The following is a 20,348-nucleotide window of genomic DNA, read 5'->3' as shown; positions in this document are numbered from 1 at the left end:
AAATTATCTTTTAAACAGGGCCAGTTGGCTGGGACCTCCCAATACTTCATCTACTTCTCCCAAAGGTCTGTAGGTGACAATATAGCCAAATTGTTCGGCTATGCGGTTACCCCATTCCTCAAACTCCGCCCGGGTCCATTCAAAGCGGTGGTCTGAATGCCGGAAAGCACCCGCCTCCAATTTCTCGTACAATACGTTGTATTCTGCATTCACGGTGGTAATGATCACGTACTGTGGACGGGCATATTCAAACACCACCTTTTCCAGGGCCTGTAAACGCGGCAGGTCCAGGTGTTCGATCACTTCCACCAATACGCCGGCATCGAATCCCGACAAGCGTTTATCCCTATACGTTAGAGAGCCGTGAATGAGTTGTATCCTCGCTTTCTGTTGCTCCGGCAGGCGATCTATCTTTAATTTGGATTGGGCAATTTCCAGCGCATGATAGCTGACATCCATCCCCAGTATACGTTTAAAGGCGGATTTCTCCATGAGTAAACGAAGCAGCTTACCTTCGCCACAACCCATATCCGCTACAGCACTCACGCCAAGTTCCAGGAGCAGGTCGCGCACTGCTTGCAGGCGAACATCGTGCAACCGTACTTTTTCTTTGGGTTCTTTGACTTCCACGGGGAGTACATCATCCCTCATGATCAGGCCCAGGGCCTCTTTGGCCAGCGGCCCGATATTCCGGAGATAGCGACGGGTAATGAGTTCCTTACTGGGATGACTATCCAGCCACCCCTGCCCCTTTTCCATGAGTTTCTCTATTTCATGTCCCCCCACAAAATAATGCTTATCATTATCGCAAACCGGGATCAGGATATACAACTGGCTCAGGATGGTTTTCAGTGGCAATGTATGGCGCAGCGTCACATTAAAGTAGCGGCTCTGCCCCCATTCGGGAAACTGTTCATCAAGGATGTAAGACTGCACGGATACTTCATAGCCCAGTGGCTCAAAAAACTGCCGTAATAAATACTCTCCACCCTTTACCGGTAAAACGGATAACGTAACTTCAAAGGGCATGGCTTCATCCACCAGGTGGGGCTTGTCTTTGCAACGTCCATTCATTGCTGAAGAATATGCATGCGCAATGGCGGCACTCATAAAAGAGGAGGCCACATAAGGGCGGTCATTCACATACTGTTCCAGTGAAAAATCGTGGCCACTGCTACCGCGGCGAACCAGTTTTACCGGATCTATGTCCAGTAATAATGCGGCGGTACAGGATTGGTCTGTAGCTTCCGGATAAAAAATGTGTGCACTACCTGCTGTCAATTCTACTGTTTGTACTTTAGCGGGATGCTTGTGCAGAAGATAGCCAAGGTCAGTGGCGGGGTAACGTTTAGTCGTAATAGTTAATAACATCGGTCAACTGTGCTTCTTCACGGAAACACGATTTTTAATTAGCTATAAGCTGAAAGCGTAAAGCAAAAAGCTATTTAGCGATTGATAAGAGCAAATATAGCTTTCGAAGATATTATTTTTTATTGTATGCTGCAAATTGTGGTAGATAAAATTGCTGAAAAATTTATGCGGGGCGGCACAGGAAAGTCAATGCCACCTGTGGTGCAGAAGCGATGTTATTTTAATTTAAACAACAAAAGCCCATTTAATATTTAATATCTATCATGATTATCTCACAAAAAGTTTTGTTATTTAAATTAGTCTACTATATTTGTAGACTTTTATTCCCCACCTTAAAATTTTACAGGTTATGTCCACTAAGCCATTACATTTTGACACGCTCCAGGTACATGCCGGTTATCAACCGGAAGGCACTACACATGCAGCCGCCGTACCTATTTATCAAACCACTTCTTATACTTTCGACAGTGCAGAACATGCAGCAGATCTTTTTCAGCTGAAGCAGTTTGGTAATATCTACACCCGTATCATGAACCCCACTACGGATGTATTTGAAAAAAGAGTGGCTGCATTGGAAGGCGGTGTTGGCGCACTGGCAGTGGCTTCCGGGCAGGCAGCGCAATTTATTGCCTTGCATAATATCCTGTTGCCAGGCGATAACTTCGTCACGTCTTCTTACCTGTATGGAGGCACTTTTAACCAGTTTAAGGTAAGCTTCAAACGCATAGGTGTAGAAGCCCGCTTCGCGGATCTTGATAACCCGGCCAGCTTTGAAGCATTGATAGACGAAAATACCAAAGCCATATATGTGGAAACCATTGGTAATCCCGGGTTTGCCATTCCTGACTTTGAAAAAATAAGTGCCATTGCACGCAAACATGATCTTCCATTGGTGGTAGACAATACCTTCGGTGCAGCCGGCTACCTGGCCCGCCCACTGGAACATGGCGCCAACGTAGTAGTAGAAGCTGCTACCAAATGGATTGGTGGCCACGGTACCAGCATTGGTGGTATCATTGTAGATGGCGGCAACTACAATTGGGGCAACGGCAAGTTCAAACAATTCAGCGAACCAGATGAAGCTTACCACGGCATGAAATTCTGGGAAGTATTCGGGGATCATAGTCCATTCGGCAACATCGCTTACATAATCCGCGCACGTGTGGCCGGCTTACGTAGCTGGGGTCCGGCATTAGCGCCACAAAACTCCTTCCTGTTTATACAAGGACTGGAAACATTATCGCTGCGCGTACAACGCACCGTCGATAATGCACTGGCACTGGCCCAATGGCTGGAGCAACACCCACAGGTAGCCTCCGTGAACTATCCCGGACTGCCTGGTAATAAATATCATGCATTGGCACAGAAGTACCTGAAAAATGGCTTTGGCGGTGTATTAAGCTTCCAGATTAAAGGAGGAAAAGAAGCAGCGGACAAATTCGTACAGTCGTTGAAGTTAATTTATCACCTGGCAAATGTCGGCGATTCCAAAACGCTGATCATTCATCCGGCAACTACTACCCACCAGCAATTAAGTGAAGAAGAACAAAGGAAAGCGGGTGTAGCACCAGGCGTACTGCGTGTGTCACTGGGTATAGAACATATCAGCGATATCCAGGGCGATATGGCGCAAGCGTTTGAAGCGGTTAGCCACTAGCTTTTAGCTTTTAGCTTTTAGCAAAATGCAGCGGAGATATAAGTGTAAATATTATTTTACATTGCTAATATCTCCGCTGCATTTTGCTAAAAGCTAATAGCTAAAAGCTAATGACTAATACCCTGTATCAATATCCGTCGCACTCCCCGTTACCTCTTTGTCTCCTTTCCCCAGCTTAATTTTCACCTTTCCATCTTTTTCCGATACTGCCCGCAAATGGATTACAATGCCGCGGCGGCTACGACGGCGTTTTTCTTCTTTATCTGTGATATCTGCGTCCTTGGCAGGGTTACGGAGTGGAATGGCAAGGTTAATATCTGTACCTCCATCAATACCATATACCCCGTTTACATCAATATTAATGGCGCTGGACGCAATCTGCATAGGTGGAATCATGATTTTGTTGCCGGCCACCTGGAAGGTGTTACTCAGGTTTTCAAACATGATACTATCCAGGTGTCGTTTGCGAAATGCAAAATTACCGATATCTGCCAGCGGTCCAAAGTTAATCAGGGCACCATTCTTCAGGTTAAAGTTGATGGTACCGTATAAGGAATTCTTTGCCAGGGTACCGTTGTCGAGTATGTTTCCTTTCAAATTTACTTTGGCTGATACGTTCCCCTTCAGGTTATCCGATCTGAGGCCCGTACCAAAATTATTAAAGGCGTAAAAGAGCTGACTGATCTGTACATTACTTACAGTGGCATCCATCTTAAAATTGTTATTATTCCCCTGCTGCCGTACTATCCCGGCCATCTGTATACTACCTCCGGCATGTTGTAAGGCAATTTGTTTAAGGAGGATATCTTCATTGGTAAGCTCCAGGCCGGCTTTTACATTTTGGGCGGCAAATCGTTGATAGATGATCTTATCCAGTTGTACATTCATCTTTACATTGCTGGAAGCCAGCACCACATCCAGTTGCCGCGATACCCGTCCCATTTTGGCCCGCTGCTGACTTTTAGTTGGCTTCGACTTTTGCCGTACGCCCAGGAAGCTCTTGAATTCATTGAGATCGACCAGCTGGCTGCGGATATTCCAGATCAATTCTATTTTCTCCGGCGTTGTAAAGTACAGGTTCATCAGGTTTTTGATGGCGCCATCCATTTGCAGACTACTCTTTTCTGTTTGCACCTGTATGTTTTCCAACTGCAGGTCTTGCCCGGTGAAACGCAGCGTGGCGTTAGTATTGTGGAAAGATAAATTACGGGGCCCGTAAGTAAATGCCCCCTGCTTTATGGCCACTACTCCCTGCAACGAAGAAGGGGTATTATCGTCTTTCAATACCGGCCCTGTATAAAACAAGTCGGCACTTGCATTCCCGGATTTGAACAAAATAGGGCCGTCTGCCGCTGCGTCGTTGAGTGCAGTCAATGGGAAATCAGACCGGAAATGTCCGCGTAGCAATGGCTGCTTTAAATTCACTACCCTGATCGTATCTACTTTGATGGGAATACCCGCCAGTGTGGCATTTAACTGAAAAATATTGACAGCAGAGTTTTCGTCGGTATGTCCTTGCCCTGGCAACACTTCATTATTAAATCTACCGGTGAAATTACAATTGGTCCACTCTCCCATTGTTGTGACCAACACATTGTTCGTAGTTTTCCAGTTGATGACCACCTTTGGGGTGTCCCGGAATTTCATATGCCCGTTGAGGTTAGCCTCGGCATCCAGCGGTTTTGTGAGCGTGATGTTACTTAATTTGGTGCTGATATTGGGTGGTAGCCAGGTGGCGGCATCCTGCAATAATACCTGGTTGGCATTGATCTTTAACTGGAAAGGCGGCGGCTTTTCGCCAAATCCAAATTGTCCGGCAATCTGCACCGGATGCTCATCTATCCTGATTTCCTGGGAAGGAACAGTGAGAATTTTAGTATGCTTATTGAAGATGACCGACAGGTTCAATTGCATTTTCTTGTCTTTCAGATAGCTGCCTTTGTTGGTATTAAAGGCGAAGCTTTTAGACAGGATATCCGACAGCATGGTAAATTGTATGGTACTATCGGTCGATTTCATTTTCCCGTCCAGGCGGCTGATATCCAGGTAAAACAGCTTAAACTTTTGCTGGTTATCGATGATGAAACTCACATTCCGCAGGGTCAACTGTTCAATATTGGCATCTTTTGACGCTGTGTTTTTCTTTTTCTCCCCGTTTGGGTTTTGCAATACATAAGTATTGGAATACCCTGTGGTATCTGTGTAGAGATATATTTTACCATCCTGTAAGGTGATCTCATTTATGGCTACGTGCTTGCGTAGCAGTGATAACGTATTTACCCGTACGAAAATATAGTTAACGTCCAGCAGGGCGTGGTGGTGCTGTTGCCACAAGCTATCCTGCAATACCACTTTTTTGAGGCCGATAGAAACATTGGGGAAGCTTTTCCACACGGAAGGTTCCATGTCTTCAATAGTAATGGTACCATTCAGCCGGTCGTTGAGCTGTCCTGTAATTTGTTTGAGGAAGGTCGCTTTGTTGGCATGAATGTACCAGGTCATACCGAGGATTAACAACAACAGCAGGGTTATCAATACGCCGGAGGTAATAAGGGTGATCCTGAGCCATTTTCGCATACGGTAAAGGTTTAAATGGTATAACAGATGATCTGTTAAACAGTTCACCTATAAAACCATACGCGTGCCACAAATTTTCCCGGCTGTAAAAAAACGACGATTAAACGTGCAAAATGGCATGGGGGTTGGCTTCCGGCAGCAGGCAGGTACCTAAAGTAACACATCTCCCTATAGTATTACCTGCCTGCTGTAGATGATGATTAATGGGCAGCTTGTGGCGCTATCTTAGCAAACCGGGTACGTACTGCTTCCAGTTCTCCACGTTTCATTTTAGAGGTTTTTTCGAGCAGTCCTACGAAGTAATCTACCTCCTCTTTTTGTGCCGGACAACCTACATTCTGTAGTTTACCACTGGCATCAGCCACGCGGCTGTCTGCAATAAAAGAGCCGTCTGCATTAAGGATAACCCAGAAAGGAATCCCCTGCTGATCGCCATGATACTTTGCCAGTAACTCGGCGCCACCCGGATTTTCCAGTACTTTCTTCGGCCCGTTTTCCAATACTGTGATATGGCGGATTTCGTAGTTATCTGTGAAAGCTTTTTTAACAGATACATCATTCATCGCCGTATCCATTTTGTGACACCATCCGCACCAGGAAGCATGAAAGAGCACAAATACTTTTTTATGATTTTTGGTAGCCGCAGTACAGGCTTCTTTTACTACCTGTTCCGCTGCCGGAGGCGTTTTTGATTTCTGGGCTTTTGCTGAAAACGATAAAGCGGCAACGGTTAACGTCAATACTAAGGAACGCATGGGTAATTGGTTTTTGATCAATGAAATAAAAAAAATTAGCGAAGATGAAAGCAAAATTTACGCTTTCTTCTTCGCTAATTAAAAATATAATGAAGAACGGTATTAATCGTCCAGCTTCAATACTGCGAGGAATGCTTCCTGTGGTATTTCTACGTTACCGATCTGGCGCATACGTTTCTTACCTTCTTTCTGTTTCTCGAGGAGCTTACGTTTACGGGAGATGTCACCACCATAACATTTAGCGGTTACGTCTTTACGCATTGCACTGATGTTTTCACGTGCCACAATCTTAGCACCGATAGCGGCCTGGATGGCGATCAGGAATTGCTGACGTGGCAACAGTTCTTTCAGCTTCTCAGTGAGCTTACGGCCGAAGTCCTGCGCACGGCTTCTGTGAATCAGCGCACTTAACGCATCCACTTTATCGCTGTTGAGGAGGATGTCCATTTTCACGATATCACTGTCTCGGAAGCCAATCGGCGTATAGTCGAACGAAGCATAGCCACGGGTCTGGCTTTTCAGCTTATCATAGAAGTCGAATACGATTTCTGTAAGCGGAATTTCAAACATGAGTTCTACACGGGTGGTGGTGAGGTAGCTCTGGTTAAGGAGGTTACCACGTTTACCCAGGCAGAGGGTCATGATGTTACCGATATACTCAGGTTTGGTGATGATTTGTGCGCGGATGAAAGGCTCTTCGATTCTATCCAGTTTGGTTGGATCGGGCATTTCACTCGGGTTATTTACGGTGATAACGCCGTCCCGGGTGGTATGTGCAATGAAGCTTACGTTGGGAACGGTGGTGATCACAGTTTGATTAAATTCTCTTTCCAGCCTTTCCTGGATAATTTCCATGTGCAGCATGCCGAGGAATCCGCAACGGAAGCCGAAGCCCAATGCCTGTGAGGTTTCCAGCTCATAGGTCAGGGAGGCGTCATTCAGTTGCAGTTTATCCATACACTCACGCAACTCTTCGAAGTCCTCGGTGTTTACCGGATAAATACCCGCAAATACCATTGGTTTTACTTCCTGGAAGCCGTTGATTCCTTCTACGCAGGGGTTGTTGGATAAGGTGATGGTATCCCCTACTTTTACTTCTTTGGCGCTTTTGATACCGGTAATAATATATCCTACGTCGCCGGTGGTCACTTCTTTCTGAGGTGATAGCCCCAGTTTCAGGATGCCCACTTCATCAGCGAAGTATTCTTCCCCGGAGTTAACGAATTTAATTTTATCACCTTTCCTGATGGTACCGTTGAAAACGCGGAAGTAAGCGATGATACCGCGGAAAGAGTTGAATACGCTGTCGAAGATCAAAGCCTGCAAAGGTGCATCGTTGCTGCCTTTAGGCGCCGGGATACGGTGTACAATGCCTTCGAGGATATCTTCAATACCGATACCGGATTTACCGGATGCCAGCAGGATATCTTCTCCTTTAACGCCAATGAGTTCGATGATCTGGTCTTTTACTTCCTCGATCATGGCGCCCTGCATATCAATTTTGTTGATCACAGGAATAATTTCGAGGTCGTTCTCCAGTGCCAGGTACAGGTTGGAGATGGTTTGTGCCTGGATACCCTGGGCGGCGTCAACCAGCAACAGCGCACCTTCACAGGCGGCCAGTGCGCGGGATACCTCATAAGAGAAATCCACGTGACCGGGAGTATCAATCAGGTTAAAAATATATTGTTCCCCGTCCTTAGCGGTGTAGTTCATCTGGATAGCGTGGCTCTTGATGGTGATTCCTTTTTCACGCTCAAGATCCATGTCGTCCAGTACCTGCGCCTGCATATCACGGTCGGAGATAGTCTTTGTAAATTCCAGTAAACGGTCTGCCAGGGTACTTTTACCATGGTCAATATGGGCAATGATACAAAAATTGCGAATATTCTTCATATGATGTTTTGCTGTTCCTTAGGCCTGATGCAAATTTACTACACGAAACCTTTTCAGCCGGCAAAGGTATTGAAATTAGTTCATTAGTTAATGGGTTTAGTGATTATGTTTTGTTGTTTGGTTTTTAGGAAGATAGGAAGAAGACCAGTGGCTTTTTTTGATATATTAGGTTTTAATGCTCAACTTTATAGACATAAGAGAAAAATGAAGGCATGAACCTGTATTGTTAAATTTTAAATAAAGCGGAATATGGAACTCACTCAACAGTTTGAGCAAGCACTGGCAGACAGTAAAACATTGACGGAAAAACCTTCCAATGAGATTTTGCTGCAATTGTACAGTTTGTATAAACAAGGCAGCACCGGTGATGTGGATATTGATCCTCCGGCTAACCCATTTGATTTTGTAGCCAGAGCCAAATATGAAGCCTGGGCAGCGCTGAAAGGCACCAGTAAGGATGCGGCTATGCAGCAGTATATCGACCTGGTAAAAAAGCTGAAAGGATAAAGCAGAAAGCAAAAAGCTATTGCAGCGGGTGATCACTGCGGATATAAAACGCCTGGTTCACTCGCTGCAATAGCTTTTTGCTTTCTGCTTTCCGCTTTCTGCTTTCTATAAATTTCCCGTACTTTTGGCTTATTATGATACCATCCTACACGATAAGCGAAAAGTCTCAACATTACCTGGCGCTGGAAGAACAGTATGGTGCCCACAACTATCACCCGTTACCGGTTGTACTGGACCGGGGCGAAGGCGTTTTTTTATGGGATGTGGACGGCAAACGTTACTACGATTTTTTATCCGGATATTCTGCGGTGAATCAGGGACATTGCCATCCTAAAATCATTGCCACCCTGATTGCACAGGCGCAAAAGCTCACCCTGACCTCCCGTGCATTTCACAACGATTTACTGGGGGAATATGCGCAATACATTACCGCCTACTTCGGATACGATAAAGTATTACCGATGAACACCGGCGTGGAAGCGGTGGAAACAGCGCTGAAGCTGTGCCGGCACTGGGCTTATATGGTAAAAGGCATTCCGGAAAACAAAGCCAGAATTATTGTCTGCACCAATAACTTCCACGGACGTACGCTGAACGTAATTTCATTTAGCAGCGATCCTACTGCCCGTAATAACTTTGGTCCGTTTATGCCAGGTTATGAGGTAATTCCATACAATAGCTTAACCGCGCTGGAACAGGCGTTACAGGATAAAAACGTAGCTGGTTTCCTGGTAGAACCTATACAGGGAGAAGCAGGTGTGATGGTGCCGGATGAAGGCTACCTCGCCAAAGCGAAACAATATTGCCAGGATGCCAACGTATTATTTATTGCAGATGAAATCCAGACAGGACTTGCCCGTACCGGCAAAATGCTGGCCTGCGATCATGAAAATGTGCGTCCGGATATCCTCATTCTCGGGAAAGCCTTATCTGGCGGTACATTACCGGTAAGCGCCGTACTGGCAGATGATGAAATCATGCTCACCATTAAACCGGGTGAACATGGTTCTACTTATGGCGGCAACCCGCTGGCCTGTAAAGTAGCCATCACTTCCCTGCAAATACTGAAAGACGAGAAAATGGCGGAAAATGCAGCCGCGATGGGCTTATTGCTGCGCAAAGGCCTGCAGGACCTGCAATCTCCTTATATTACTACCATACGGGGTAAAGGATTACTGAATGCGATCATCATTAAGCATGAAGATCCGGAAGCCGCATGGGACCTGTGCTTAACGTTAAAAGAGAACGGCCTGCTGGCCAAGCCAACACACGGAGATAAAATACGATTTGCACCACCACTTACCATCAATGAAAGCCAGGTAGCTGAGTGCGTGCAGATCATCAAAAGAAGCCTGGAACAGGCTTTCAGCTAGTTTATTGTAGTATGATAGCATCCCAAAAAGCCATCCGGAGCTCCGGATGGAAAACAGACTTTTTAATCGGTTTTCCCGATGGGCTTTTCCTGTTGTTCTTTGCTACACAGGTGATCCAGGTATTTCCCATTGAAGTACAAAGCTTTTATACGCTGCATCTTTTCATCTGGGCGATAGGCGGTGTACTGGTAATGATTGGCGCTTTCCAGGCCAATAAAGGAGATGCACAACACGACAGTGCCCTGCTATCTGACAAGGAAAGATCCAAGCTGCAACGACTCGATATTAACGCAGGCACCATTGCCCAGATAGAACAGGAAATGGAGAAAGATGCCCAAACCTGGGAACAGATACTGGAGCAAGAAAAGGTAGTGGAAACTACGTTTAAGCGTTCCCGTGCGATACGGCATGCGCTGCTGACCGGCTTCTTTTTTTGGGTAGGTGGTGTGTTGTCTTTGGGCCCTTATTTTTCCAACGAAAATTTCCCCGCAGCGTCACAAACCAGTATCATGCTGGTTTTCCTGGGCTTAACAGCTTTTAGTTTTATTAAAGCCAGGATCACTGCCCAACGTCCTTTACCCATCGTATTGCGTTATTGGATCATGGGCGCCGGTGTGCTGGCAGGCGCATGGATACTGCACAAGACCGTCTTCTGAAAATAAAAAATGGTGTCAGGAATTTCCTGACACCATCTCAATAATATTCTCTTCTATTATCTGTCTCATTTAGGCGAACGTGTAAACAACACGCAGGCAAATGCCACCAAAGCAGCGCCCAGTGATACATACAACGCTATCCCCGGCTGAGGACACTCCCCTATCTCACAACGCGAATACAACAACATATTTCTAAATGTCCACGCTACCAGGAATCCTACAATAAACAGGTTAATCCGGGATACCCATTTATTCTTTATTACAAAAATAACGATCGCCAACACAGATAAAATGATACTCAACCGGCCCGGTTCTCCGTAATTGGAGCCTGTTCCATTCATACCAGTAAATGTCAAATGCCTGCTCTCTACATAAGACCATGGCAAAAATGTGCATGCAATTACCAGCAATACTGCCAGTATACCTATAATACCCGTCCTGGACATATTTTTCTATTTAGGGAGGCAAAGGTAAGCTTTTAACAATTAGCTTTTAGCTTTTAGCAAAATGCCGCGGAGACCAACATATAATGATCTTCACGGCATTTTGCTAAAAGCTAAAAGCTGATGGCTAAAAGCTTATTTCGCTCCCGGCTCACAATGTGTGCGCAGGTAATTGGTGTATAAAGTAGACAGGTGCTGGAACGTACCTGGTCCTTCAGAGATACTGTGCGTACGGTTTGGATACGCCATGAACTGGAACTGTTTATTGTATTTGATCAGTTCATTCAGTAACATTTCGGCATTCTGATAATGTACGTTGTCATCACCGGTACCATGGATGTACAGCAGGTTGCCTTTCAGATTACGCGCATAAGTGATTGGAGACCCTTTTACAAAGTCTTCGCGGTTTTCTTCCGGCAGCCCCATATAGCGCTCCTGGTAGATGTTATCATACGTAAGCTGGTTGCCTACTGCAGCAATCGCAATACCTGTTTTATAAATCTCCGGATACTGGAACATCAGGTTCAGGGTCATAGAACCACCTCCGCTCCAGCCCCATACTGCCGTACGTTCAGCATCTATGAAAGCATATTTCTGCATCAGCGCTTTTGCCGCCATGGCCTGATCTCTGGCGTTGATCAATCCTACTTTGCGGTAAACACATTTGCGCCATTTGCTGCCCTTTGGCAATGGCGTACCGCGGTTGTCCATACTCACATAGATGTAACCATCTGCAGCCATATCGCCATCATACAGGAAGTTGCGACCGGCGCCAATAGCATCCAGCGACGTAGCACCTGCAGGTTCACCATATACATAAAATACGACCGGATATTTTTTTGCCGGGTTGAAGTCGGCCGGCTTGCTCATCCAACCACTCATCGTAACCCCATCCACCGTAGTGACCTGGAAAAATTCCGGTTTATTAGGTGCATCAGCGGATTTGGTGATAGCGTTCAATACTGCGTTGCTGCTGCTTTTATGAGCTGGCAACTGTACACTTTCACTTACCGGGTAAGTATAGGCATTGCTGAATTCATGGAGCGCCCAGGCGCCATAAGGAGAAATTTTATACTCGTGGCTACCTGGCTCGTTGGCAGGAGTAATGCGTTCTGCCTTGCCACCTGTTAACGCTACCTTATACAAATATTGTTGGGTAGGGTTATCGGGAGAAGCTAAAAAATAGATGACGTTATTTGCTTCATCAATTTTAGCGATGCTGATTACATCATAGTTGCCTGGCGTGAGCAATGTAGCTTTTCCATCATCTGTATTAACATTATACAGGTGACGCCAGCCATCCTGTTCGCTTACCCAGATAAATGACTTGTTGCCTTTCAGGAAGTCCCATCCGGCAATGTTATCATCATCCCAGCGCGATTTCACATCTATCCAGGCGCTGTCTGATTCCTGGTAGAGCGTGCGTGTTTTACCCGTTGCAGCATCACACAACATTACATTGCTGTGGTTTTGTTTGCGGTTGAGTTGCTGGATGATAAGGGTATTTTTACCCGGTACCCATTCCATGCGGGGAATGTAGTGTTGCTGATTATCGCCGGGAACCTGCATCCAGGTTGTTTTAGCAGTTTGTACATCTGCTACGCCGATGCGGCAGGCAGAAGGGCTTTCACCGGCTTTCGGATATTCAACCGGAACAGTGAAGGAGTAGATAGAATCGGTGTTATCCATCATGAGGAAGTCGCGGATCTTGGTGGCATCAATCTGCCAGTAGGCGATGCTTTTACTGTCGGAGCTCCAGCGGAAGCCGTCGCGGCAGCCAAATTCCTCTTCATAAGCCCAGTCGAAAGTACCGTTAATAAAGCGGCGGGTACCATCTGTGGTGATAGGCGTTACAGCATCAGTTTGCAGGTCCTCCACAAAAATGTTATGCCCGCTTACATAGGCAGCCTTGGTTCCATCGGGGGAAAGCTTAGCGAACATCAGGGAAGAGGCAGGTTGTTGCTTGCCGAGCTGTTGCAATTTTCCGGAGGCGATATCCAGCACCCAGTAATCACCGCGGGTTTCATAGCGCCAAACTTTTTTTGAATTGGTGTAGAGCAGTATCTTTTTTTCATCTGCCGAAAAATAAAAATCCTTTAATGCAAGACCATGATAAGCGGCTGCAGGAATTTTCAACGAGGGAGCTTCGCCGGTTAAAGGGTTAGACTCAATACCTGAGGGAGTGGCCTTGTAGAACGACTTCCCGTCGAGGCTCCATCTCATACCTTTGCCTGGCTGGGCCTGCATAGGGAGATAGTAGCATACAATTAAAACGAGGACTAATGTAAGTTTCTTCATTATGTAAGAATAATGTGCAATGGTAGCCAAATTATAAAAGAAAAAAAATCAACAATATGAGAATGGTTATGTAGATGTGTCGGCGGTCAACTTCGGAAGATATTATATATTTTATTTTCTTTAGACAATGTGGATAAAAAAATCACCCTTTAGTTGGAATTTATGTATTTCTTTTTTTCTACTTTTATGTCAGAATTAATAATTAATTAATGAAAACCAACCGGTTAGCGAGAAAATAACCGGCCTGCTAAATCCTACAGAAAAACCATCAGTTATGATTCAGATAGCCTTATCTTATAAAAACCGTGAGTACCTGCCATTCGAAGACGGCCCACTGGCGCAGATTGCGGAAACTACCCGTAAATTACTGTCTGCTTTACTGGAAGATATTTATGACCTGGTGACCAAGGAAACCGGTCGTTTTCTTATCTACCTCGACCATCATCCGAAAATTGAAGTAGAAGGCTTTAGCCGTGATCTGAGTGATCAGATCGAGCGTACTTTACGCGGGGAACCTGCTTTTGATTACTAGAATTTTCATATGATGATTTAAAGTATCCTTATCTTCGACCGCAAATCAAGACAAGGAGAATGCAGCTGACCTTTATCCAGGGATTAGAATTATTAGGCACATTCGCATTTGCTGTTTCGGGCGCAACAGCAGCTATCAATAAATCATACGATGTTATTGGCTTACTGGCGCTGGCTTTTATTACAGCCATCGGCGGAGGAACTATACGCGATCTGTTGATCGGGGCTACGCCTGTAGCCTGGATGACAGATGAATTGAGCAACACTGCCATCATAGTAGCCGCTATTATTGCCGCCTTGTTTTTTTCTTATGTAAAAAAACTCAACCGCCTTCTCAGTACATTCGATGCTATTGGTTTAGGCCTGTTCACCATCACCGGTATCAACAAAGGTATCGCGGCGGGGTTACCTATGCCCGTATGTGTAGCATTAGGCGTTATTACCGGTACTTTCGGCGGGCTACTCCGTGACGTCATCTGTGGTGAACAACCCATTCTTTTTACGCGCGAAATATATGCCGCCGCCTCTATTGCTGGCGGTATTTTATACCTGCTGACCGGTCATTATACCGGTATCCCCGGAGACATTTCAAAAAGTATAGCCGTTGCCGTTATAGTAGCCATACGGCTCATCACCCTGAGAAACAACTGGCAGCTCCCCCGTTTACGAGCGTAGGAAACAATTACGGATGATGGATTTGTAATTCGTAATTAAAATTTATTATATTGCTGATATGATGGCATTATTTGATAATTACATTGCATTTGCAACAACGGTATTCATGGGATTACTGGCAATCGTGAATCCTATTTCTGCCATCCCCGTTTTTATGGAGCTGACCTCCAACATGGACAAAAAGGCAAAGCGCAATATAGCCACCAAATCGGTGCTCATTGCCTTTTGTATCATTCTTGTTTTTAGTGTGGCTGGTAAACTCATCTTCCATGTATTTGGGATTACATTGGCGGCCTTGCGCGTGACTGGTGGTATACTCGTTTTTGTGATTGGGTATGAAATGGTGCGCGGAGAAAAAGAAAGTAAATCAGAAAACCCCAAACTGGGAGCGCAGCCTGTAAAAGCGGATCAGGGTATCAGTGTTGCCATTACACCACTGGCTATGCCACTGCTGGCCGGACCAGGCGCCATCACCACCTCTATGAGTTATTCTGCCGCCAAAGATCTTACACACCTGGCTATTGTAATAGCTATTTATGCTTTTATATGTTATATCACCTATCTCCTCTTTATTGCAGGTGAACGCATTGTAAAAATAATCGGCACCAACGTCATGATGGTGATTACCAAAATGATGGGACTTATCCTCGCCGTTATCGGCGTTCAAATGCTGGCATTAGGCCTGCGTGAGCTTTTTAATTTTTAGCCTGCTTTTTTCAAAACAATTTTAAATCATTTCGTGTTATTATTCCAAGGCATGCCCGGGAGTAATACGCAGACGAATTAAGATAGCCATTTCCACATAGCGCGAAGCCGCTATGGTTGTAGACAGCAACAACATCTAACCACTACACCTTTTGACTCCGACAAAGGCGCGTATACCGCGATGCATAGCCATGCCCGCTTAAACTCTTTTTTTAGTTGAACAACAGGTAAATCCGTTATTGATTACTAGGTGGATGTTATTTGTTCTCTTTTTTTAATAAGAACATAAAAAAATCAATATAGACGGAACAGTTAGCAGAAAAGCCGTCCCGATTCTTCGGGACGGCCGCTTTTTTTATTGCTTCTTCTTGCGCCTGCCATTTTTAATATCCTGCCCATCGTATTCGTCTTCATCATACCCTTCCAATACATTATTCCGGTCATCATTCCGTTCTTTCTTTGCGCCGCCCTTAGCCGGCGCCAACGCTTCGTTCCTGCGTTTCGTCACTTTCTGTTCTCTTTTTTCGGTAGTGGTTTTTCTGACTGTCATATCATATGGTTTAGATAATCTTCATCAAAAAAATTGCCGGAATCAGGGAATCGCAACACCTTCTTTTATTTCATCGGTGGCATTGATGATCACCTGGTCGCCGGCATGCAACTGGCCGAATACTTCCGTAGAATCGTTGTGGTGATTTCCCTCCTGTATGTCCACCCATTTGGTGCGGTGATCCTTCACGGCCACTACATACTTCTTCTCCGTAGACATCACCACAGCACTGGAAGGCACCAGCATGGCCTGCGTAGAACCACTCAACGGCAGTAATACTTCTGTATACATACCGGCTTTGAGTATATGATGCGCATTTTCTACATCTATTTCCACGGCTTCAGAGCGATACTTGTCGTTTAACGTTCCTGCCTGCCGGGCAATGGTCCCTTCAAAATGCCGCCCGGGAATAGCGTTCACATCAAAGCTAACCACCGACTGTTGCGACAGCTGTGCGCTATACATTTCCGGTATCTGCAGTATCAGCCTCAAGTTGTCTTCCTGCTCCAACATGAGCATGGGTTTATCGTCCACCTTTGTATCCGGCCCTACCAAGGCGCCAGGATGAATATTGCGCTCCGTAATCACGCCATCAAATGGCGCCATAACGGTGAGGTAACTGCGGTTCACTTCCTGTGCACGGTAATTGGCCTGTTCACTGTTCATCAGCGCGCTATCAGCCAGCATGCGGGCTTTCGACAACTCCAGGTCATGCGCCGAAATAGTGCCCGGCTCCGCACTTACTGCCAGTGTACGCTCATAGTTATCCTTGCTGGAAGCAAACATCGCCGCGGCCTGCAAATACTTCGACTGTGCCGCATAGTATTGCTGCGTTACTTCAGGCGCTTCCAGCACCAGCAACACCTGTCCCTTCCTTACTTTGGAGCCCCGGTCTACCAGGATGCTTTTTACAAAGCCGTTAATCCGGGGATAAATGCTTACTTTCTGAAATGCCGCCAATGTGCCCGGCAGGCGGATATTGCCGGCCAACGGGCGTTGCACCACCGGTACCAGGGTATAATGACGATCAGAAGTAACTGCTTTCTTTTCCGGCATGGCGGCAGAATTACAGGCAGCCATTGCTGTAATGATACCCCATGCAAACAAATAATATTTATAGTGTTTCATACTTATAGTTTATTTTAAATCGTCCTGTTCAGACGGCATTAATGAAGGAGATTGATATCCAGCTTTACGCTGTACCAGCGCATACACCTGTGGCAATATCAGCAAAGCCGCCAACGTAGAGGCAATCAGGCCGCCGATAACAGCACGGCCCAAAGGTGCTGTCTGATCACCGGCTTCACCTAAGCCGCTGGCCATCGGAATCATTCCCGCCACCATGGCGAGGCTTGTCATCAGGATAGGGCGCAGGCGTATGCCTGCACTCACTACCGCTGCTTTAGCGGAATCGTGGTACTCCCCTCTCAGCTTTTCTGCATTGGTTACAATCAGGATCGCATTAGCTACCGAAACCCCGGTAGACATGATCATGCCCATGTACGATTGCAGGTTGAGCGTGGCACCTGTCAGCAACAGGGCCATCAACGCTCCTGCAATTACCGCGGGGATGGTAGTCAATACCACCAGCGATAATTTAAACGACTGGTAATTGGCTGCGAGTAAAAGAAAAATCACGACCACGGCTATCATCAGCCCGTTCTGTAAACTGCCTAATGTTTCTACCAACAGGCTGGAAGCGCCTTTTAGCTCTGTAATCAATCCTTTGGGTGGTGTACCGGTTTCCCGGATTGCTTTTTGAACCGCGGCGGTAGCAGCGGCGAGATCTTTGCCGGAAATGTTGGCACTAACGGTCACGAACCTACGTGGACCGGCGCGGTCAAATTCTCCCGGCATTTCCGTCGTGGTAAACGTGGCAACGTCCGCCAAAACCGGCCGTGGCTGGCCTTTTACCAATGGTATTTCTTTCAGGTCGTTGATGGCCGTCATGTTATACTCCGGCACCTGTACCTGCACCTGGTAGGTATAAGCTACTTTTTCATCCAGCCATTGATTCTTTTCTGTGAAGCGGCTGGACGAAGTAGACGCTGTTACTGAACGTGCCACTTCAAAAATATTCAATCCCATCTGCGCCAGTTTGAACCTGTCTATATGGATGCTGATCACCGGGAAATGCAAAGGCTGCGCAATCTGTACATCGCGCAGAAACGGCACATCTTTCAGATGGCCTACCAACTGCGCTGCATAGCCGGCTATTTGCTTCATGTCCTTACCGGCTACGCGTACCTCAATAGGCGTAGCAGCTCCCTGGCTCATGATTTTTTCTGTGAGATCTATAGGCTCAAAAGACAGGCGCATCTCCGGAATATCGGCCGTGATGCGCTTCCTGAGTTCATCTTTCAGCTTTTCAATATCTACTTTATAATTTTCCTCCAGGTTTACCTGCAATACTGCTTCATGAGTACCACTATTAAAAATATACAGGTTGCTGGTACCATAGCTGCTGGGGATCAGTCCCACATAAGCAGAGCTGATAGCCACCTGCCCATTTACAGTACTGTCTACAATCCGTAACACCTGGTGCAGCCCTTCCTCTGTACGCTCCAAACGGGTGCCGTCCGGCATCCGGAGGCGAAGCTGGAACTGACCTGCGTTCACGTGCGGCATCAGGTCTTTTCCGATCCACATATAACAACCACCGGCCAGCAGCAGCGAACCTAACAGGTATACGGTAACGGCTAAACGCGATCGCTTCATCCCTCCTTCCAGGATGCGTATGAAGCGCAGTTTAAACCGTTCAAAGCCAGTGGCCTTTTCCGGGTGCAGTTGTTCCTGTTTCAAATGATCATTTACTTCCGCCACTTCTGCTGCATCCAGCGCCTGCACTGCATGCGCGTGGTGCTGGTATTTATCTGCCTTCAACCACCAGTTAGCGATCACCGGCACCAGCGTTTGCGCAGCAAAAAAAGAGGCGATCATTGCAAAGCCAATCGATAATGACAATGGCAGGAACATCGCCCGCGGCACGCCCGTCATGATAAAGGAAGGCGCAAAAACAGCCAGGATACACATCAGTATTAACACCAGCGGAAATGCAATTTCCTCACAAGCATCGTAAATGGCCTTTCGTTTCGATTTCCCCATTTCCAGGTGCTGGTGAATATTTTCAATGGTCACCGTGGCCTGGTCCACCAGGATACCGATGGCCAGCGCCAATCCACTCAACGTCATGATATTGATAGTTTGCCCCGCAAGCTTTAATCCCATTATGGCACATAACACCGCCACCGGGATGGTAACTACCACTACCAGGCAACTGCGCAGATCGCGCAGGAACAGCAGTACCATCAAACCTGTTAACAGCGCACCAAGGGCACCTTCTGTAATCAGGCTTTTCACTGCGTTGATCACGAACACCGACTGGTCAAACTCGTAGGATACTTTTACATCATCCGGCAGCAGGCTTTGCATTTCCGGTATTTTCGACTTCAATGCCTTCACCACATCCCAGGTAGAGGCATCCGCTGTTTTTACCACCGGGATATACACCGAGCGTTTGCCATTTACCAGCGCATAATCCACTGTAACATCCGTGGCATCTGCTACCCTGGCCACGTCGCGGATAAACACGTTGTTGTTGCCGTTGGTAACAATCGGAATATCCCCAAAGTCGGTGACCTGTTTTTCCAGCGAATTAAGCGTCGTCACAAACATGGTATTATTGATCCGAATATTTCCGGAGGGAGTCATCACATTATTTTTTGCGATGGCTTCCACCACTTCATCCGCGCTTAAGTTGAAAGCGCGTAACTTTTGCGGATCCACATTCACCACTACGGAGCGGGAATTGGCACCAAATGGAGGCGGCGCCGACAAGCCCGGCACCGAAGCAAACATAGGCCTGATACGGGTAGCTGCGAGGTCATAGATTTCCTTCAGGGATTTATTCGGGCTGCTGAACACCAGTTCTCCCACCGGCAATGATGATGCATCGAAGCGCATTACCTGCGGCGGCAATGCACCGGGAGGAAAAAACTTCATGGCACGATTCACCTGCAAAGCCACCTGGGCAGCCGCTTCCGCCATATCCGTATTTTCATAAAAAGTGAGTTTCAATAACGTTAACCCCTGTATGTTTTTAGTAGTGATATTTTTTACACCATTTACATATAGAAACTGATCCTGCAATCGCGTGGCAAAAAAACCTTCCATCTGTTGAGGCGACATTCCCCCATAAGGCTCAATCACATAAATAGTAGGCAGGTTGAGCTTCGGAAATATGTCGATGGGTATGCTGAATATAGACAACAGTGAAAAAAGCAGCAGACCGCCGGTGATCACCACCACCGCGATAGGCTTTTTCAGTGCCGAAGAAACAAATGACATAGTAGTG

Annotated in this window: 16 protein-coding genes; 7 read left to right on the top strand and 9 right to left on the bottom strand. The window is 46.4% G+C overall.

From position 1 onward, the window contains the following. Positions 1-3: 3 nt before the first annotated feature. Entirely contained in the window at positions 4-1,371 is a 1,368-nt protein-coding gene (locus J7623_RS20710) for a 3' terminal RNA ribose 2'-O-methyltransferase Hen1 (RefSeq protein ID WP_291923957.1), read from the bottom strand. A gap of 349 nt (positions 1,372-1,720) precedes the next feature. On the opposite strand from J7623_RS20710, the gene J7623_RS20705 reads away from it, so the two are divergent. Then, positions 1,721-3,028 (top strand): O-acetylhomoserine aminocarboxypropyltransferase/cysteine synthase family protein, encoded by a 1,308-nt coding sequence (locus J7623_RS20705; RefSeq protein ID WP_291923955.1) that lies wholly within the window; start codon positions 1,721-1,723, stop codon positions 3,026-3,028. Positions 3,029-3,142: 114 nt separating this feature from the next. Here the strand turns inward: J7623_RS20705 and J7623_RS20700 are convergent, their stop codons facing one another. The 3 genes from J7623_RS20700 to lepA all read right to left on the bottom strand — a co-directional run bounded on the left by J7623_RS20700 (position 3,143) and on the right by lepA (position 8,256). Further along, the gene (locus tag J7623_RS20700) at positions 3,143-5,605 is read right to left on the bottom strand and encodes an AsmA-like C-terminal region-containing protein (protein ID WP_291923953.1); all 2,463 of its coding nucleotides are present in this window, start codon (positions 5,603-5,605) and stop codon (positions 3,143-3,145) included. A 200-nt stretch (positions 5,606-5,805) separates the two neighbouring features. Then, positions 5,806-6,360, bottom strand: a complete 555-nt coding sequence (locus J7623_RS20695; RefSeq protein WP_291923951.1) for a thioredoxin family protein — start codon at positions 6,358-6,360, stop codon at positions 5,806-5,808. A gap of 102 nt (positions 6,361-6,462) precedes the next feature. Then, positions 6,463-8,256, bottom strand: coding sequence for a translation elongation factor 4 (gene lepA / locus J7623_RS20690; RefSeq protein WP_291923949.1), 1,794 nt, complete (start codon positions 8,254-8,256; stop codon positions 6,463-6,465). A gap of 249 nt (positions 8,257-8,505) precedes the next feature. Between lepA and J7623_RS20685 the strand changes: the two genes are divergently transcribed. From J7623_RS20685 to J7623_RS20675, 3 genes are all read left to right on the top strand, one after another. Then, positions 8,506-8,763: an acyl-CoA-binding protein gene (locus tag J7623_RS20685; protein ID WP_291923947.1), complete on the top strand. Its 258-nt coding sequence runs from the start codon at positions 8,506-8,508 to the stop codon at positions 8,761-8,763. Between the two features lie 134 nt (positions 8,764-8,897). Further along, complete coding sequence (rocD, locus tag J7623_RS20680; RefSeq protein ID WP_291923946.1) at positions 8,898-10,136, top strand: ornithine--oxo-acid transaminase; 1,239 nt, start codon at positions 8,898-8,900, stop codon at positions 10,134-10,136. An 11-nt stretch (positions 10,137-10,147) separates the two neighbouring features. Continuing rightward, positions 10,148-10,792 (top strand): VIT1/CCC1 transporter family protein, encoded by a 645-nt coding sequence (locus J7623_RS20675; protein WP_291923944.1) that lies wholly within the window; start codon positions 10,148-10,150, stop codon positions 10,790-10,792. A gap of 65 nt (positions 10,793-10,857) precedes the next feature. On the opposite strand, the gene J7623_RS20670 is transcribed toward J7623_RS20675, so the two are convergent. Together J7623_RS20670 and J7623_RS20665 are read right to left on the bottom strand one after the other, a co-directional pair. Beyond that, positions 10,858-11,238, bottom strand: coding sequence for a hypothetical protein (locus J7623_RS20670; protein WP_291923943.1), 381 nt, complete (start codon positions 11,236-11,238; stop codon positions 10,858-10,860). A 132-nt stretch (positions 11,239-11,370) separates the two neighbouring features. Then, positions 11,371-13,533, bottom strand: coding sequence for a S9 family peptidase (locus tag J7623_RS20665; RefSeq protein ID WP_291923940.1), 2,163 nt, complete (start codon positions 13,531-13,533; stop codon positions 11,371-11,373). 274 nt (positions 13,534-13,807) lie between these two features. On the opposite strand from J7623_RS20665, the gene J7623_RS20660 reads away from it, so the two are divergent. From J7623_RS20660 to J7623_RS20650, 3 genes are read left to right on the top strand one after another with little or no spacing between them, the layout of a single operon-like run. Next, positions 13,808-14,065 carry a hypothetical protein gene (locus J7623_RS20660; RefSeq protein WP_291923939.1) on the top strand — a complete coding sequence of 86 codons (258 nt, stop codon included), beginning with the start codon at positions 13,808-13,810 and terminating at the stop codon, positions 14,063-14,065. Positions 14,066-14,124: 59 nt separating this feature from the next. Next, positions 14,125-14,739, top strand: a complete 615-nt coding sequence (locus tag J7623_RS20655) for a trimeric intracellular cation channel family protein (protein WP_291923937.1) — start codon at positions 14,125-14,127, stop codon at positions 14,737-14,739. 58 nt (positions 14,740-14,797) lie between these two features. Next, the gene (locus J7623_RS20650) at positions 14,798-15,445 is read left to right on the top strand and encodes a MarC family protein (protein ID WP_291923935.1); all 648 of its coding nucleotides are present in this window, start codon (positions 14,798-14,800) and stop codon (positions 15,443-15,445) included. Between the two features lie 354 nt (positions 15,446-15,799). On the opposite strand, the gene J7623_RS20645 is transcribed toward J7623_RS20650, so the two are convergent. From J7623_RS20645 to J7623_RS20635, 3 genes are read right to left on the bottom strand one after another with little or no spacing between them, the layout of a single operon-like run. Next, positions 15,800-15,994 (bottom strand): hypothetical protein, encoded by a 195-nt coding sequence (locus J7623_RS20645; RefSeq protein WP_291923933.1) that lies wholly within the window; start codon positions 15,992-15,994, stop codon positions 15,800-15,802. Between the two features lie 42 nt (positions 15,995-16,036). Continuing rightward, positions 16,037-17,122 (bottom strand): efflux RND transporter periplasmic adaptor subunit, encoded by a 1,086-nt coding sequence (locus tag J7623_RS20640; protein WP_291923931.1) that lies wholly within the window; start codon positions 17,120-17,122, stop codon positions 16,037-16,039. 9 nt (positions 17,123-17,131) lie between these two features. Beyond that, positions 17,132-20,341, bottom strand: coding sequence for an efflux RND transporter permease subunit (locus J7623_RS20635; protein WP_291923929.1), 3,210 nt, complete (start codon positions 20,339-20,341; stop codon positions 17,132-17,134). Positions 20,342-20,348 lie beyond the last annotated feature (7 nt).

It is taken from the genome of Chitinophaga sp. (genome assembly GCF_017745275.1).
Lineage (GTDB): Bacteria > Bacteroidota > Bacteroidia > Chitinophagales > Chitinophagaceae > Chitinophaga.
This window is presented reverse-complemented; position numbering and strand designations above follow the sequence as displayed.